Here is a 17,056-nt window from a genome sequence, read left to right on the forward strand (position 1 = left end):
CGCGACGTTATCTTAAGAAACAGCGTTTGGCGCAGAATCTCCAGCTGCAAATGCGACCAGATTCGCAACCGCCATTAATCCCATTGCTTCACGCACTTCTAATGCCGCCGTGCCAAGATGCGGCAACAGCGTAACGTTTTCCATTCGGCGCAAGTCGTCAGGCACGGCGGGTTCAAATTCATAGACGTCTAATCCCGCGCCTCCTATTGCGCCTGCTTTTAGCGCTGCAATCAACGCTTGTTCATCCACAACATCGCCTCGGGCAATATTGATGAAATGTGCATGAGATTGCATCGCATCAAAAATGCCTTTGCCAACCAAGTGATGGGTTGCAGGGCCACCGGGGACAGCCACAACCAAGATATCAACCTGACCTGCCAACTCTTCCAAACTTTCAATTTGTTCAGCGGGACACCCTGCGTCCTCGACTTTTGAGCGATTGTAAAACAGCACTTCCATATCAAAACCGAAGTGGCACCGTTTTGCGATGGCTTTTCCAATACGACCCATCCCGATGATGCCGATCTTTTTGCCAGTTACATGCATCCCAAGCATTTGAGTTGGCTGCCAACCATCCCACGCCCCTGCACGCAATAAACGTTCACCTTCACCAGCGCGTCTTGCGCTCATGAGAATAAGCGTCATCGCCGTATCGGCGGTTGCATCGGTTACCGCACCGGGAGTATTGGACACCGCAACACCTGCAAGGCCAGCGGCCTTCACGTCGATATGGTTATACCCAACGCCGAAGTTCGCAAGCAACGCGCAACGAAATGGCCCGACCTCAAAAACATCAGCCCCAAATGCATCACCTAATGTCGGTAAAATAAAGTCGTAGGTTTTCAGCGCAACCTTCGCCTCTGCCGAGGTCATGGGGGCCGTTCGCTCCCGCAAGGTCACATCGAAATGCTTCTGTGCTTCGACTAACACTCTTTCAGGCATGCGCCGTGTAATCAAAAGATTCTTCAATGAAGCCGCCCTCCTGCAGGGACAGGCTTATCCGGAGTCGCCAAAACAATTGCGCCATTTTCATCCGGAAACCCGAGAACGAGAACCTCAGACATAAACTTTCCAATTTGGCGTGGAGGAAAATTGACCACGGCCAACACTTCCTTCCCAATCAATTGATCAGGTGTATAATGCACCGTAATTTGGGCAGAGCTTTTCTTTTCCCCTAATTCAGGGCCAAAATCGACCCATAGCTTAATCGCGGGTTTGCGGGCCTCGGGATATGGCTCCGCACGGGTAATCCGACCAACGCGTACGTCAACCTTCATAAAATCATCAAAGCTGATTTCGCTCATTTACCGAGTTCCTCAGACCGATCTGCTGCCGCCTTTACGGCCCGGTTTAGCAAATCGGGAAACCCAGTTTCCTCATTCATCAGAACCTCAAGCGCTGCTGCCGTGGTGCCTGCTGGGCTCGTCACATTGATCCGCAACTGTGTAGGGCTGTCTGTTGCATCTTCGGCCAGTTGCCCTGCCCCACCCACAGTTGCTTTGGCCAAAGCCATGGAAAGATCAGCGGGTAAGCCCTGAGCTTCGCCAGCGGCTGCCAATGTTTCAATTAGATGGAATACATAGGCAGGGCCGGACCCGGAAACAGCCGTCACTGCATCCATTTGATATTCACCATCCAAGCGCACTGTTTGCCCAACGGCCTGAAGCAACGCCTCGGCCAACTTCAAATGGCTTTCTGTGGACTTCGCGTTGCCAGCCAAAGCAGTGATACCACGACCCACAGCTGCCGGCGTGTTTGGCATCGCCCGGATAATCGGGGTCTGTGCGCCCAAAACATCTTCGTAATAAGAAATCGCCGTACCGGCGGCAACGGATAAAAACAGAGTTTCCCCGTTTCCCAATTTCTGCAACGTAGGAAGCGCATCTGCCATCATTTGAGGTTTTACCGCGATTAAGACAATCGCAGGGTTTGCCGGAATATCGGCGTTTAAATGCAAACCTTCTTGGGCCAGCGTGTTCAACCAATCAGATGGAAAAGGGTCGTGAACCCAAACCGATGAAGGCACCAATCCATTGGACAACCAGCCCTGCAACATAGCAGAACCCATCTTGCCGCAACCCAAAAGAACTAAGCCACGTTCTAGAATGTCATCGAAAGTCATCGTCTTTTCCCTGTACCGCACCGAATTGTTCGGGTGATTTCAGGGCGGAGCTTAGGCGCGTCCGTACGCCTCTGCAATGGCGACTTGCAAAGCTTGTGCCGGAGATTGCTCACTCCATCCAACCAGCTGAAACGCTGGGTAATAACGTTCACTCGAACGAACAGCGACATCAATCAAGGTATTGATCTGTTCAGGGCTTGCAGATTGACCTCCTGTCAGCACCAAACCGTAACGATACACCATGAGCTTTTGTGTTGCCCAATAGGTAAAGGCACCTGCCCAACACTGGTCGTTGGTATGATTTAGAACCTCATAAAGTTCACCCAACCGATGTTCTGGTGGGTCCATTTCAAAAGAACAAATCAATCTAAGCGTTTCATCGTAATCAGACCATGCCAACGTGATGGAATAGGTGCGCCACTGACCGTCAATTGCCATGGCGATTTGATCATCTGCGACGCGGCTGAATTCCCATTCATGATGTTCTGCAATGGTTTCCACAACATCAATTGGATGCAAATCTTCCATTTGGTCAAACTGCTCTGATAGTGACATGCTCGGCCTCTTTTTTGCTTTACGGCTCTGTGGGCTGCCCCACAAAGAGTCGGTGTCTTCACCAGTATGCGCGGTTTTTCCCGCTGCTGATACTATATATGGATATGGTGTGCACTATTCAGGCACCTGTAAAGCCATATTTTGCGATTATCCCCAAGAAATACCCTGTATTTAGTCAAAATCGCGCAGAAACAGCGTTATCCACAGGGGTTATCCACAAGATATAGTCATCAAAGGCACAAAAAAACCCGCCTACGATAGGCGGGTTTTCAGGCTTTCATAAAATATCAGATCAATTTCACTTGGGTTCCAACCACGGCCAGATCGAAAAGTTCTGCAATGTGTTCGTTATAAAGCCCAATACAACCGCTTGAAGAACGGCGCCCAATTTTGCGGGTGTCGCCTGTCCCGTGAACACGGTAGTATTGCCATGACAAATAGAGCGCGTGCGTTCCCAGCGGATTGTCGGGCCCAGGCCCAACGACGGCGGGCAATTCGGGATTGCGCTCTAGCATCGAGGGTGTTGGTCGCCATGTTGGGCCATCCACCTTGCGGGTTACACGTGTCATACCAAGGCGCGTTAAATCCTCGGTCATCGGTACGCTGCTAGGGTAAACCTTGTAAATGCTTTCATCTTCGGACCAGTACTGCACCACGCGGGACGTCGTATCGGCCAAAATGGCACCGTTGCTAAGGGTATCAAAATGATCCTGCCAACCCTCAATCCGGAAAGACGAAATGTTCCGACGTACCGGTGGTGTTTGCAGAGCTTCCGTTGCATGAACGATCGAGCCACCCGCCGCGACGGTGACTGCACTCATGGCGCCAATTGCAAAATGTCGACGCGTCAAACCTGAATTTACTTTGCTCATCTGAACCTCGATTTTATTACTTATCTGTTGTTCGACCTCTAGCACCCCAAAGGTCAAGAAATTTCATTTCACTTCCACGTGAATTAGGCACCTATCTCTGCATGTTCCGTCAAACACTCAGAATGATCTCTGAGCACTTCGAGCACACGACAATCTTCAACGCCGCCCCCTGTACACTCTGAAACCATCCGGGCCAACTCGGTCTGCAAGGCCTGTAACCTCAGGATCCGCTGTTCAACTTGAACCAGTTGCCGCTGAGCGATAGAATCCGCTTGCGAACAAGAATGGCCCGGTTGATCAGCGAGTTGAAGCAATTCTCGAATTGCATCTAGGCCAAAGCCCAACTGTCGCCCATGGCGTACAAAAGCGAGGCGATCCAAATCTTTTTGGGTATAGCGTCGTTGGCCCCCAGCGGTGCGACCGGGTTCTTCCAGCAATCCGATTTTCTCATAATATCGTATTGTTTGGACCTTAGCGCCCGTTTTGCGCGACATTGCGCCGATGGTAAACATGATTTCACCTCACCTTTCTCGACTGGCAGGTAGGGTGGATAAGCGCCATGCTCAACCCCCTGCCCCTCACATCACGCGGCATCGGCACGAAGCAGCCTAAGCGCATTGCCAACCACCAGTAATGACACGCCAACGTCAGCTGCAATTGCGCCCCACATGGTAGCGTACCCCAGAGCCGTCATTGCGACAAAAACCGCTTTGACCAGCAGAGAGAACGCGATGTTTTGGCGGATGATCCCCAATGTGCGTCTTGAGTGACCAATAAGCCATGGCAGTTTAGAAAGATCATCACTCATCAATGCGATATCCGCCGTTTCGATGGCAGCATCAGACCCAATCGCCCCCATCGCAATCGCAAAATGGGCGCGCGCCATTGCAGGTGCATCGTTTACACCATCCCCAACCATGGCAACGCTACCATAGCGTGCAACAAGCGCTTCGATCGCTGCAACCTTATCTTCAGGTAGAAGTTCAGCTTGCACGTCATCAATGCCAACTTGTTGTGCGACAGCATTGGCTGATGCCTTATTATCGCCAGTTAACATTACTATCTTGGCGACACCCTGCGCCTTTAGGCGATCAATGACGTCCTTGGCGTCTGGCCGAATAGCGTCACGCAACGCTATAGCCCCGAGAATGCCCGCATTATCCCCAACAACAACCAACGTACCGTTACTGGCCGAAAACGCTGCAGGCACGATAAACCCAAGTTCGCGTGCATAACGATCAGAGCCCAGCCATACATTGCTGCCATTCAACATGCCTTTGACACCGCGTCCGGGCACTGTTTGCGTATCCTGCGCCGCAATCACATCCAAACCGCACTGCTTTGCCTTATCCAATATCGCCCGCGCCAAAGGGTGAGAACTGCGTACTTCAAGTGAAGCCGCCGCTTTAAGCACCGTTTCGTTAAGCACCGTGTCGCTCAAACCTTTCACCGCAAAAACTTCGACGACCTCAGGTTGGCCCTTGGTCAATGTTCCGGTCTTATCCAACGCAAGCGCCTGTAACCCTGCCGGTGCTTCGACAAATGCACCCCCTTTGATCAGAACCCCTGCCCTCGCTGACGACGCTAAGCCTGCGACAATCGACACAGGCGTAGAAATCACCAATGCACATGGGCAGGCAATGACCAACAAAACCAACGCATTATAGAACCAGTCGCCCCAAAGCCCGCCAAACAGCATTGGAGGCACTAAAAAGATCGAAACAGCCAATACCATCACGGCAGGCGTATAAATACGGGCAAATTTCGTCACCCATTGTTCCACCTCAGCGCGACGAGATTGGGCGCTTCCGACCATACGGATAATACGGGACAGCACCGTATCACTTGCCGGTTTGGTTGCCTTAACCTGCAACGTCCCGCTGCCATTTATTGTACCTGCAAAGACTTCATCGTCTTTTTCTTTGGTCACCGGAACGCTTTCTCCGGTGATGGGGGCCTGATCAACGTCTGAAACCCCATCCACCACATTGCCATCTAGCGGTATGCGATCCCCGCCACGTACAATGAATATTTGCCCTACGGAAACAGCTTCGGCAGGAACATCCCTTTCGCCGGTGTCGGTGACAACCCGCGCTGTCGGCGGCGCGAGGTTTAACAGCGCCGCAACTGCATTGCGGGCACGCCCTACGCTCCAACTTTCGAGGGCGAGCGACAGCGCAAAGAACATGGCCACAGTTGCCGCCTCAAAATACTCACCAATCCCGATTGCGCCAGCGACGGCGACAATCATTAATAAATTCATGTCAGGCGAAAGGTGACGGGCCGACGCCCACGCCTTTGGTGCGACTAGCCAAACACCAAACACCACTGCCAGTAAAAAAGAACCCATTTCTGCCAACGGCATAGCCGTATCGCCATGGCCGGAAAATATCTGCACAGCGCCAAATGCGCCGCGTTCAACGATATGGTATCCAAACCCAAGCGCCCAAAACAGGCCCGACAACATTGTAAATCGCTTTTGACGCGCCAAATGCGCAGCGGCGTCCTTTTCCGCAGTTGCGGAATCCCAAATAGTCGCCTTCATTCCGGTAGCAGCAACAACTTGAATAATGTCGCGGTCCGTCGCGTTCACTGCCGTATTCAACACCACCATTTTGGCATTGATCACATCAAAGGCCAGATGCTCCGCCCCGCCAACCAATGGTCCAACAACGCGGTTGAGAATGGAAACTTCTTCGGCACAGTCCAGTCCGCTTACCTGAAAACTGCGGCCCTCTCCGATGGGCCCGCTTGGGAGAATATCCCCGCCGCAGCATTCGCCGGATTTATGAACATGATCATGCGGCATTTTGCATTTCCTCGTGCTAAGATTCGCCTACCGCAATGATAGATACAAGCTCTAGCAACTAGAGGTTCAAGAGGTATTTTCGCCATTCAAAAATTTAATGGCCGCACCCCTAAAAATGCAAAAGCGCGCCCCAAAAGGACGCGCGTTGTTCTAATAATTTATAGGCTTACTTACCTTCAAGCGCCTCAATACGGGCCTTTAGAGCGTCGTTTTCTTCGCGGGCTTTTTGCGCCATCAAGCGAACCGCATCAAATTCTTCACGGCTTACAAATTCTTTGTCAGCCATCCAACGATCAAAAAAGCTTTTCATCGCGTTTTCGGCTTCGCCTTTGGCCCCTTGTGCCACGCCCATAGCATTGGTCATCAGTTGGGATAGATCGTCAAAAACTTTGTTGCGACTTTGCATGGCATCCTCAAAGCATAGTGAAAGCATCGTGTTCAGTGCCTATATGGGGTGAAATGGCGGCAATCACAAGGTTGACTTCGTCGCAGAAAAACAGGCAACAGGCAGATATGATTGCAATGATCCCCTTTCCCGACATTAGCCCAGAGCTGTTTAGCTTTGACATCGGCGACTTTACCTTTGCGCTGCGTTGGTATGCATTAGCATATATCGCCGGTATTTTGCTAGCGTGGCGATTGGTTGGAAAGGCATTAGAGACGCCTGATCTATGGCGCGCATCCGCTGCACCTATGACACGCGCACAACTCGAAGACCTAATGACTTGGGTTATCGTTGGGATAATTGCCGGTGGGCGGCTCGGTTTTGTGCTATTTTACCAGCCGGAATATTATTTTGCGAACCCTGCTGAGATACTGAAAATCTGGACAGGCGGCATGTCCTTTCACGGTGGGTTTTTAGGCGTCGCAATCGCGGGTGTTCTTTTTTGTCGCAAACACAATATCCCGATTATCCCTGTCGCGGACATTGCCGGTCTGGCCGCTACGCCCGGCCTGTTCTTTGGGCGAATAGCAAATTTCATCAATGCCGAACTTTGGGGACGTCCAACAGATGCCGCTTGGGGTGTTGCCTTTCCCGGTACTCACGCGCAGGACTGCGCTGACATTCTAGGTATTTGCGCGCGTCATCCTTCCCAACTCTATGAGGCTGCGCTGGAAGGATTGGTTCTAGGGCTTATTCTCCTCTATGTAATTTGGCGCAAAGGGGCGTTGAAAATACCGGGGCAATCTCTGGGTATCTTTATTGCTGGGTACGGCATCGCGCGCTTTATTGTTGAGTTCTACCGCCAAGCTGACGATCAATTTATTACATTTGAAAACCCAATGGGCTATGTCATTCAACTTGGGGACTATGGGGTATCTATGGGCCAATTGTTATCGTCTCCTATGATTGTTGTTGGATTGGCGATCATTGTCGTTGCCCGACAAAGAGGCAAAGCATGACACCGCTTACCCCGATATTAATCGAACGCATTCAACGGAGCGGGCCGCTCAGCATTGCTGACTATATGAACGAATGCCTGCTGCATCCTAAATATGGATATTATGCAACCCGCGACCCATTCGGGGCCAAAGGTGATTTCACAACCGCCCCGGAAATCAGTCAAATGTTTGGCGAAGTTTTAGGTCTATGTCTTGCGCAAGCATGGATAGACCAAGGCTCCCCCGACGGCTTTACCTTGGCTGAAATCGGCCCCGGACGCGGCACACTGATGGCCGATATACTGCGCGCGACAAAGCGTGTTCCCGGCTTTCATACCGCAGCAAGCATCGTACTGATTGACGCTTCGCCGGTGTTGCGCGACATCCAGCGCGACACGCTGAAAGACTACGATGTGCATTGGAAAGACAGCGTTTCAGATTTTGCTGACGCCCCACTTTTTCTGGTGGCCAATGAATTTTTCGATGCCCTGCCCATCCGTCAATATATCCGCGCAGGATTAGGATGGCGCGAACGCCAAGTTGGCATCAAGGACAACACGCTGTCCTTCGGCACAACGGCACCTTTACCAATCAAAGAGCTCGAAGCCCGCCTTTCTGATACAAAAGATGGCGATCTTGTCGAAATCTGCACGCCAGCACAATCCATCACAACCACCATCGCGCAGCACATTACCCGGTTTGGCGGTGTTGGGATCATAATCGACTACGGGGATTGGCAATCTTTGGGGGATACGCTTCAGGCGCTTAAATCGCATGCATTTGATCCACCTCTTGCCCATCCCGGTGATGCAGACTTAACAGCCCATGTCGATTTTGAGGCCCTTAGCAAAGCCACTACATCCACGGGATGCGCCATCACAAGCATGACGCCCCAGGGTGTTCTGTTAGAACGGCTCGGTATCACAACCCGTGCGCAACAATTGGCCGCCACGCGAGAAGGCGATGCTCTCGAAAACGTGATTGCTGCACATCGGCGCTTGACCCACCCCGAAGAAATGGGAACCTTGTTCAAAGCAATTGCGCTTTACCCTTCGGGCCAGACGGCCCCAGCAGGATTTACCGTATGACCTTAGAAATTCTTACCCATGATGATCTGGCCCCCATAAAGCACGGTTTTTTTACCCGACGCGGTGGCGCATCTTCGGGTGTGTTTAAAGGGCTAAACTGCGGGCATGGATCGTCTGATCAATCCGATAGCGTTTCTATAAACCGCGCCCGCGTTGCCGAAGCGATGGGTGTCGCGCCGTCACATCTGCTGTCAGTCCATCAGTGTCATTCGGCGAATGTTGTTGTCGCAGAAACCCCGATCCCTCAACCCTTGCCAAAAGCCGACGCGATCGTGACCGCAACCCCCGGTCTCGCACTTGGGATTTTGACCGCGGATTGTCAGCCTGTTCTGTTTAGCGACCTTGACGCCGGAGTGATTGGCGCAGCTCACGCAGGCTGGAAAGGTGCAATGGCAGGCGTGTTGGAAGCCACTATAGATAGCATGGAAACCCTTGGCGCAGCCCGTCAAAATATCACAGCGGTTGTGGGTCCGTGTATCAGCCAAGCCACCTATGAAGTCGGCCAAGAGTTTTTTGAAATGTTCATGGACGAGGATACTGAGAACAGCCGGTTCTTTGCCCAAGGTGCAGAGGATCGAATGCAATTTGATTTGCCAGCTTATGGCGTGTCGCGCTTATGCAAAGCCGGCGTTGGCGCTGCCTGTTGGAACCGCCATTGCACCTATAGCGATCCTGATCGATTCTTTTCCTACCGTCGCAGTACCCATGAACGTGCGGCCGATTACGGTCGCCTGATCTCAGTTATTAGGCTTTGATTAACCTAAGGGAACCCACCTGCACCCATTCACGCCAAAGTGCTGACACATTTGCGAAATCGGCACGCAAATTTGAAGTTATGTTTTAACTAAAATTCAAAATTTCCTTACAAAACCCCTTATTTTATAGGCAGTCAGGATTTTCCGACCCCGCCTTCATCTTTTGCCAAAATTGCCGCAGCCCTGCCCAATCCTTGCCCCATTACGCGCTATTCTAAGGATAACAGAAAAAACACTAGGGCAATCCAAACTGGGGCGACCCGAGCAGGAGACGACAATGCAAAAGAATAAGCGCTGGATGAAATCCGTATTGAAAGAAGCTGCATCAAACGAAATCGCAATGCCTTGGGCACGTGGCAAACGCCGCACAGCGATGATCGAACGCCGTAACGCGCCTGTTACGCCACGCAAAGCTGCATCTGCTTGACAGCTGACCAAACTGCGCAGATGGGCGAATTTGCCCTTCTGCAGTTACGCTTCAATACATTTTCCCAGTTAATTTAAATTTTGACCTTCGGGGCCGTGTTTTTGGCCGCGTCGAAAGGACAAAAAATGCAAAAACCAACAGAGCACTCCCGGCTCACACATAATCATCAGCACGGCGGTATTCATAGCCGTAGGCCGCTGACGCCCCTTACTAAGGCACCAGATGAGCGCCCTCTTCCGGCTATGCGGCATTATCGCCTGTCATGGCTCACCGAAGACAACCAAATCGAAGATGCGGTTAAGGTCGCCCCAGCACTTGCGATGTTCGAAGATGCCTTTTCTGCATTTGCCCGAGGAACATTGATTGCAACGGAAAACGGGCCAACTGCCGTTGAGGATCTGCTTCCAGGTACGCGTATTGCAACACATCGTAATGGATTGCGCACATTGCTATGGGTTGGATCGATGACATTGTTGCCAGCAAAGGCAGACCGCGAAGCTGAACATCTGACTCGTATAGCCAGCGACAGTTTTGGCCTTGGACGCCCGATGCCTGACTTGCTGTTAGGCCCCGGAGCACGTGTTTTCCAACGCCACGGACGCCTTTCAGCGCTCTACGATACGGAAGCAGCCCTTATTCGGGCGAAAGACCTATGCGACGGTGACATGATCGCGGAAATCACACCTGCCACCCGTGTTGAAGTTTTCCATCTCGCCTTTGCAAATCATGAAATCATTACTGCAAATGGTTTAGAATGCGAAAGCTACCACCCCGGCCCGGGTCTCGACACCAAGCTAGGGCAACAAGCCACCAACTACTTCATGCGGCTTTTCCCGCATTTGGAAACCTATGCAGACTTTGGTTCTATGAATGTCGCGCGCATCGTGCATGACGACATCACCCGTATGGAAACCCCCTAAGCCGTTTGGCTTAGGCGTTCCTCTAACACCTCAAAAGGCACACCGGGATCGTCTTTCGCCCCGCGGATCACCAACGAGGTTTTTACACTGGCCACATTGTCAGCCGATGTCAGTTGCTCGGTCAGAAAAGTCTGAAATGTAGACAGATCAGGTGCAACACATTTCAAAATGAAATCGACCTCTCCGTTCAACATGTGACACTCACGAACCAAGGGCCAGTCTTTGCAGAGGTTTTCAAAATCTGAAAGATCCACCTCAGCTTGGCTGACCAATCCGACCATCGCATAAACTTGCACTTCAAACCCAAGCGCACGCGCATCTACATCCGCATGATAGCCACGAATATATCCCGCTTCTTCCAACGTCCGCACGCGGCGCAAGCAAGGCGGCGCAGAAATTCCGACGCGCTTTGCCAGCTCGACATTGGTCATCCGACCGTCGGCTTGCAGCTCTGCCAAAATCATTCGATCAATCGGGTCTAATTTTGAGCCAGCCATCGCAATTCTCCAGTTTTGCAAAACCTATGCCGAAACATTGTTTCGCGCAATATTATTTCAAGAATGCGCAACTAAATTATTTCTTTTGCCAAACGCAAGTGGAAAATTCTTTGTTTGATCTGAAACCCTTTAATCAATCGATGCCTGCCGCTATATGCCAATGAACCCAGGAACAAAATGAGGCCCACAATGGCTGAGACGCGACATACCAAAGTTTTGATTATCGGTTCTGGCCCAGCAGGATACACCGCAGGCGTTTACGCCAGTCGCGCCATGCTGTCGCCCATTCTGGTGCAAGGCATCGAACCCGGTGGGCAATTGACCACCACCACAGAGGTCGAAAACTGGCCAGGTCACAGTGAAATCCAAGGTCCTGATCTGATGGTCAACATGGAAACACACGCCCGTGATATGGGTACAGAAATCATCAGCGACATCATCACCGATCTTGACGTCAGCAAACGTCCCTTCACAGCGCTTGGTGATAGCGGCACGACCTATACGTGCGACGCGGTCATTTTGGCGACCGGCGCGCGGGCAAAGTGGTTAGGCCTAGAATCAGAAGATAAATACAAAGGGTTCGGCGTATCGGCCTGTGCCACATGTGATGGGTTTTTCTACCGCGGCCAAGAAATCGTCGTGATCGGCGGCGGAAACACCGCTGTCGAAGAGGCGCTTTTCCTAACCAATTTCGCATCAAAGGTTACATTGATACACCGCCGCGACGAACTGCGCAGTGAGAAAATCCTCGAAAATCGTTTGATGAAAAACGAAAAGATCGAACCGCTTTGGTTTCATGAACTCGTTGAGGTTGTGGGCGATGACAATCCATTGGGTGTCACAGCTGTGCGGGCCAAGCACACCAAAACAGGCAAAATCACAGAAATTCCCTGCAAAGGTGTGTTCGTCGCGATTGGTCACGCCCCTGCAAACGAATTGGTCAAAGATACTTTGGAAACCCACATGGGCGGATATGTAAAAACCCAACCTGATTCTACGGCCACTTCTATCCCGGGCGTGTTCGCTGCAGGCGATTTGACAGACCATAAATATCGCCAAGCCGTAACATCTGCAGGAATGGGCTGCATGGCCGCGCTGGAAGCTGAACGCTTTTTGGCCGAAGTCGAAGAATAATCTTCCAATTGCGGCGAAAATCGCGTGATTTTCGCCGCAATTCTCCAAAAATTCACAGCTTTGCTTGAATTCTGTCTTTTTTCACGACTATCTGCCTCTCAAATATCAGTAAACCGGCTCATCAAATTTCATGTACGAAGCCGGGCGACCCTATCGAGAGAAAAGTTATGACACCGAACCTCGCCCCTATCCCCGAACTCTACGTATCCTATGACTCAGCGCAGAAGCTGAAAGTTGAAGCGGCTGATTTGATCAGCCACGACCTGACTCCGCGCCAAATCTGCGATCTTGAATTGTTGATGAACGGTGGGTTCAACCCGCTTAAAGGGTTTATGACCGAAGCGGATTACGACGGCGTTGTAGACCGGATGCGCCTTGCGGATGGCGCGCTTTGGCCGATGCCAATCAACCTTGACGTGTCTGAAAAATTTGCCGACACGATCGAGTTGGGGCAAGATATCGCGTTGCGCGACCAAGAAGGCGTTATTCTTGCCACGATGACCGTAACAGACCGTTGGGAGCCCAATAAATCCCTTGAGGCGGAAAAGGTTTTTGGCGCGGATGATGATGCCCACCCTGCGGTAAATTACCTGCACAATCAGGCCGGTAAAATCTATCTCGGTGGTCCGGTCACTGGCATTCAGCAGCCCGTTCACTACGATTTCCGCGGCAGCCGCGACACTCCAAATGAATTGCGCGCGACCTTCCGTAAACTCGGCTGGCGCAAAGTTGTGGCATTCCAAACCCGCAACCCATTGCACCGCGCCCACCAAGAATTGACCTTCCGCGCCGCACGCGAAGCCCAAGCAAACCTGTTGATCCATCCGGTTGTTGGCATGACCAAACCGGGTGACGTAGATCACTTTACCCGCGTACGTTGCTATGAAGCTGTGCTGGATCAATACCCGTCGGCCACCACCACCATGAGCCTGCTGAACCTCGCCATGCGCATGGCTGGCCCGCGAGAAGCTGTTTGGCACGGTTTGATCCGCAAAAACCACGGATGCACCCATTTCATCGTTGGTCGCGACCACGCAGGCCCCGGTAAAAACTCAGCCGGCGAAGATTTCTACGGCCCCTATGATGCCCAAGATCTGTTCCGTGAACACCAAGACGAAATCGGCATCGAAATGGTTGATTTCAAACACATGGTTTACGTACAGGAACGCGCTCAATACGAACCCGCTGATGAAATCGCAGACAAAGATGATGTGACCATCCTGAACATTTCAGGCACCGAATTGCGTCGCCGCCTGTCTGAAGGATTAGAGATTCCTGAGTGGTTCTCCTTCCCCGCCGTGGTCAAAGAATTGCGCCGCACAAAACCGCCACGCGCACAGCAGGGTTTCACGGTGTTTTTCACAGGCCTTTCGGGATCTGGGAAATCCACCATTGCCAACGCTTTGATGGTCAAATTGATGGAAATGGGCGGGCGCCCCGTGACTTTGCTCGATGGGGACATCGTTCGTAAAAACCTCAGCTCTGAGCTTGGCTTTTCCAAAGAACACCGCGATCTGAACATTCGCCGCATTGGTTATGTCGCGTCAGAGATCACGAAAAACGGTGGCATCGCCATCTGCGCACCGATCGCGCCCTACGCCACCACGCGCCGCGCCGTGCGCGAAGACATCGAAAGCTTCGGGGCCTTTGTCGAGGTCCACGTCGCGACCTCGCTTGAGGAATGCGAACGCCGCGATCGCAAAGGGCTATACAAATTGGCCCGCGAAGGAAAAATCAAAGAGTTCACAGGCATTTCAGACCCTTACAACGTCCCTGAATCACCAGAACTCAGCGTCAAAACTGAAAATGCCGAGGTCGACCATTGCGCGCATCAGGTCCTCCTCAAACTCGAAAGCATGGGCCTGATCAAAGGATAAGCGTTCAACGCAGCGCCCCTAAACAGTAAAAGCCCCGCCAACGCGGGGCTTTTTTATTTTCCTTGATCCCTCTACAGCCCCAGCTGTGGAAACAGGTGCCGGATAACGGCCGTTCGCATCGCAATGGCAAATGGATCGTGAAAAACATCGAGTTTATCCTTCACTTCGCCGTTGGAAAGCCACTCGACATCAATAGCCACAAGCAGGAGAATTCAGCCGAATTTTTCCCATTTGTCTCTCCCACCACCATACTCTTCTCTCACACCTAAATTTCGAGCGTCCCGCGCATAACAACGCGTCCTTGGCCACCCACGTTGACCCCAGTTATAGCGTCGCGTGGTCCTAACACTTCGACTCGGGCCTGCCCCGGACGCCCCATCCAATGGCCCTGCTCAGCAGTAAACGCTGGCTCTTCAATCAGACCATGGTGCCACAAATAGGCCCCCATGCAGCCCGTAGCAGACCCAGTAAAGGGATCTTCAGGCAAGCTTGGCGGGGCAAGCAAAAGACGTGAAAACGTATCACCGGCAGGCGTTTCTCCGCCCAATGTCACCAAAAAGGGTTCCATCAACTCTGCCCGAGTCACACCTGAAGTGGCGCGAAATATATCCAGTTTTTCGTAATCCATAACAGCGCGGCGCAGCGCGTCCTTGTCACGTAAAACGGTAATGCAAAATGGTGTGCCCGTTGAAACGGCCTGCGGGTCGGCAATAATGTCATCCGCATTTAGACCATAGATAGATGCGATTTCACCGCGATCAAAGCGTGGTCCGAAAACGGGCGCGGCCTGCGTCATGGTGATCATCGGGCCGGTATCAGTCACCGCCACATTGATGTCCATCACGCCAGCTCCGACCTCTAGCGTAAAAGACGCCTGCCCTGAGGACATATCGACCAGACGGCGATCAATAAGCGACGCAACAGTCGCGATGGTCGGGTGCCCTGCCATGGGAATTTCTTTGTCAGCTAAATAATACCGCACCCCAAAATCGGCCACATCCGAGCCAATCATGTAGGCGCACTCTGCCAAAGAGGTTTCGCGCACCAGCGCGAGTCGATCTTCAAATGAAATATCAGTGGCGCCATGGACGACAACGCAACCGTTGCCCCCAAATGCCTGATCCGTAAACGCATCAACCCAATCGAAGGCATATCCCATATTCAACCCTTTCTAATGCACCGAAACGGGTGCCAAATCATTTTGCCGCGCGAGTATAAACGCCATGCGCCGGTCACTCACCACCGCCAATTGTTCACCTTCTTCGCTGAACAACGCATAAAGATCGGTTTCTGAACCGACCTCTTCTTGCATTTCGTCTGGCAGGTCATTCAATTCGACGGGGCGCACGTAAACTGTCCGGTTTTCCGGTTCATGTTCACCTTCGTCGAAAGAATCATAGTTAAGTTCCATGAACGCCCCTGCCCTTCAGGCCTTAGTAATTTCAATGGTTTGCACGATCGTTTCGGGCTTGGCCCGTTTTAAGTCCACATGCAGAAGACCGTTTTCCATGGTTGCGCCGCCAACTTCAACCCCGTCAGCTAAAACAAACGATCTCTGAAACTGTCTTGCCGCAATTCCACGGTGCAAAAACACCCGCCCATCGCTATCATCGGTTTGACGCCCACGCACCACCAGCTGGCGATCTTCAACGGTAATCGACAGATCACTTTCCGCGAACCCTGCGACCGCCAAAGTAATGCGAAAGCTATGCTCGCTTGTTTGTTCGATGTTGAAAGGTGGGTAACCTTCGTTGCCGGATTTCGCAGTCCGCTCCACGAGGCGTTCAAGCTGATCGAAACCCAAAAGAAATGGGTGTGATCCTAAAGTTAATTTCGTCATAAACACGTCCTGTTTGCAGCGACAGTGAAAGAGCCCCAACATAGGCAGCCCATATAAGATGAAATATGGTCCGCAAACTCCGGCACCGCAAGGTCGATCAAGCACAATTGTCAAATGCCACACATATTCAAGACCATTTCAAAGCCTCCAAGTGTCAGAAATTCGCGCACATGGCATTTCGCCACTATGGCAAAGTGAAATCCTATTTTTGGATACTGCGTAAAATGGCCCCCCGCTGCGCATTCCATTTTTCACGATTAAGTTCAAAAATCTTTGTATCTCGCATGGCTCCTTTAACAACCATATGGTTCTGAATCTCAGCTGTCTGTTCAAAGCAAAACTTCGACGCCAACTTTGCTGATGGAATGTTTCGCGCGTTACACCGCCACTCGCAAACCTCAAATCCGTATGTCGCAAAAACTGTATCGATTAATACCGCGAGCGCCTGCTTACCCAGATACGTTCCTTTTGCTTGCGCCCCGAAGACAACATATCCAATTTCCACTCTGTTGCGCACCGGGTCTGCATGTAGAAGACTCATTTTTCCAAGCACGTCACCAGTCCTGTTTTCTTGAATCACAAAGCCCGCAAAAGCCGTAACCAACAAATACTGTTCAAGATGCACCTGATAATCTTCAACCGATTTGAACGGCCCATCGCGCAAATGGATCCAAGTTTTCTCTTCAAGAAATAGATCAAAAAGCGTTTCTGCGTGCAAATCAGGGGACAGTGGAACCAAGCTTACCTCGGTTCCATCAATATCACTTCGCATATGCG

At 51.7% G+C, this 17,056-nt stretch carries 20 protein-coding genes; 7 read left to right on the plus strand and 13 right to left on the minus strand.

Annotated elements, in window-relative coordinates; genetic code table 11:
• Positions 1-12 precede the first annotated feature (12 nt).
• The 8 genes from G9C99_RS06830 to G9C99_RS06865 form a co-directional block, all read right to left on the minus strand.
• A complete protein-coding gene (locus G9C99_RS06830) occupies positions 13-969 on the minus strand; it encodes a 2-hydroxyacid dehydrogenase (protein ID WP_231704002.1) in 957 nt (318 codons plus the stop codon).
• Positions 966-1,304: a tRNA-binding protein gene (locus G9C99_RS06835; protein WP_166416701.1), complete on the minus strand. Its 339-nt coding sequence runs from the start codon at positions 1,302-1,304 to the stop codon at positions 966-968. The genes G9C99_RS06830 and G9C99_RS06835 overlap by 4 nt, the downstream gene beginning before the upstream one ends.
• Positions 1,301-2,122, minus strand: coding sequence for a pyrroline-5-carboxylate reductase (proC, locus tag G9C99_RS06840; RefSeq protein WP_166416702.1), 822 nt, complete (start codon positions 2,120-2,122; stop codon positions 1,301-1,303). Before proC ends, G9C99_RS06835 begins: the two co-directional genes overlap by 4 nt.
• Before the next feature lie 51 nt (positions 2,123-2,173).
• Complete coding sequence (locus tag G9C99_RS06845; RefSeq protein ID WP_166416703.1) at positions 2,174-2,677, minus strand: type III secretion system chaperone family protein; 504 nt, start codon at positions 2,675-2,677, stop codon at positions 2,174-2,176.
• 287 nt (positions 2,678-2,964) lie between these two features.
• The gene (locus G9C99_RS06850) at positions 2,965-3,549 is read right to left on the minus strand and encodes a L,D-transpeptidase (protein ID WP_166416704.1); all 585 of its coding nucleotides are present in this window, start codon (positions 3,547-3,549) and stop codon (positions 2,965-2,967) included.
• Positions 3,550-3,632: 83 nt separating this feature from the next.
• Positions 3,633-4,061, minus strand: coding sequence for a MerR family transcriptional regulator (locus G9C99_RS06855; RefSeq protein ID WP_166416705.1), 429 nt, complete (start codon positions 4,059-4,061; stop codon positions 3,633-3,635).
• Between the two features lie 71 nt (positions 4,062-4,132).
• Positions 4,133-6,358: a heavy metal translocating P-type ATPase gene (locus G9C99_RS06860; RefSeq protein WP_166416706.1), complete on the minus strand. Its 2,226-nt coding sequence runs from the start codon at positions 6,356-6,358 to the stop codon at positions 4,133-4,135.
• Between the two features lie 166 nt (positions 6,359-6,524).
• Entirely contained in the window at positions 6,525-6,764 is a 240-nt protein-coding gene (locus G9C99_RS06865) for an accessory factor UbiK family protein (protein ID WP_166416707.1), read from the minus strand.
• Between the two features lie 107 nt (positions 6,765-6,871).
• Between G9C99_RS06865 and lgt the strand changes: the two genes are divergently transcribed.
• The 5 genes from lgt to G9C99_RS06890 all read left to right on the plus strand — a co-directional run bounded on the left by lgt (position 6,872) and on the right by G9C99_RS06890 (position 10,931).
• On the plus strand, positions 6,872-7,762 hold the full coding sequence (gene lgt / locus G9C99_RS06870; RefSeq protein WP_166416708.1) for a prolipoprotein diacylglyceryl transferase: 891 nt from the start codon (positions 6,872-6,874) through the stop codon (positions 7,760-7,762).
• Positions 7,759-8,829 (plus strand): class I SAM-dependent methyltransferase, encoded by a 1,071-nt coding sequence (locus G9C99_RS06875; protein WP_166416709.1) that lies wholly within the window; start codon positions 7,759-7,761, stop codon positions 8,827-8,829. The genes lgt and G9C99_RS06875 overlap by 4 nt, the downstream gene beginning before the upstream one ends.
• Positions 8,826-9,584 carry a peptidoglycan editing factor PgeF gene (gene pgeF / locus G9C99_RS06880; protein WP_166416710.1) on the plus strand — a complete coding sequence of 253 codons (759 nt, stop codon included), beginning with the start codon at positions 8,826-8,828 and terminating at the stop codon, positions 9,582-9,584. The genes G9C99_RS06875 and pgeF overlap by 4 nt, the downstream gene beginning before the upstream one ends.
• Before the next feature lie 277 nt (positions 9,585-9,861).
• Entirely contained in the window at positions 9,862-10,011 is a 150-nt protein-coding gene (locus tag G9C99_RS06885) for a hypothetical protein (RefSeq protein WP_166416711.1), read from the plus strand.
• A gap of 125 nt (positions 10,012-10,136) precedes the next feature.
• Positions 10,137-10,931 (plus strand): Hint domain-containing protein, encoded by a 795-nt coding sequence (locus G9C99_RS06890; RefSeq protein ID WP_166416712.1) that lies wholly within the window; start codon positions 10,137-10,139, stop codon positions 10,929-10,931.
• Here the strand turns inward: G9C99_RS06890 and G9C99_RS06895 are convergent.
• The gene (locus G9C99_RS06895; protein ID WP_166416713.1) at positions 10,928-11,428 is read right to left on the minus strand and encodes an Lrp/AsnC family transcriptional regulator; all 501 of its coding nucleotides are present in this window, start codon (positions 11,426-11,428) and stop codon (positions 10,928-10,930) included. The genes G9C99_RS06890 and G9C99_RS06895 overlap by 4 nt on opposite strands.
• 189 nt (positions 11,429-11,617) lie before the next feature.
• On the opposite strand from G9C99_RS06895, the gene trxB reads away from it, so the two are divergent.
• Both trxB and G9C99_RS06905 read left to right on the plus strand, forming a co-directional pair.
• The gene (trxB, locus tag G9C99_RS06900; RefSeq protein WP_166416714.1) at positions 11,618-12,562 is read left to right on the plus strand and encodes a thioredoxin-disulfide reductase; all 945 of its coding nucleotides are present in this window, start codon (positions 11,618-11,620) and stop codon (positions 12,560-12,562) included.
• Between the two features lie 167 nt (positions 12,563-12,729).
• Positions 12,730-14,439 (plus strand): bifunctional sulfate adenylyltransferase/adenylylsulfate kinase, encoded by a 1,710-nt coding sequence (locus G9C99_RS06905; RefSeq protein WP_166416715.1) that lies wholly within the window; start codon positions 12,730-12,732, stop codon positions 14,437-14,439.
• Between the two features lie 265 nt (positions 14,440-14,704).
• On the opposite strand, the gene G9C99_RS06910 is transcribed toward G9C99_RS06905, so the two are convergent.
• From G9C99_RS06910 to G9C99_RS06925, 4 genes are all read right to left on the minus strand, one after another.
• On the minus strand, positions 14,705-15,598 hold the full coding sequence (locus tag G9C99_RS06910) for a PhzF family phenazine biosynthesis protein (protein ID WP_166416716.1): 894 nt from the start codon (positions 15,596-15,598) through the stop codon (positions 14,705-14,707).
• 12 nt (positions 15,599-15,610) lie between these two features.
• On the minus strand, positions 15,611-15,850 hold the full coding sequence (locus G9C99_RS06915) for a DUF1150 family protein (protein ID WP_166416717.1): 240 nt from the start codon (positions 15,848-15,850) through the stop codon (positions 15,611-15,613).
• A gap of 15 nt (positions 15,851-15,865) precedes the next feature.
• Entirely contained in the window at positions 15,866-16,279 is a 414-nt protein-coding gene (locus G9C99_RS06920; RefSeq protein ID WP_166416718.1) for an Hsp20 family protein, read from the minus strand.
• 202 nt (positions 16,280-16,481) lie between these two features.
• The gene (locus tag G9C99_RS06925; RefSeq protein ID WP_166416719.1) at positions 16,482-17,051 is read right to left on the minus strand and encodes a GNAT family N-acetyltransferase; all 570 of its coding nucleotides are present in this window, start codon (positions 17,049-17,051) and stop codon (positions 16,482-16,484) included.
• Positions 17,052-17,056: the final 5 nt, after the last annotated feature.

Origin of the sequence: Cochlodiniinecator piscidefendens, assembly GCF_011326755.1 — a bacterium.
Taxonomy (GTDB): Bacteria; Pseudomonadota; Alphaproteobacteria; order Rhodobacterales; family Rhodobacteraceae; genus Cochlodiniinecator; species Cochlodiniinecator piscidefendens.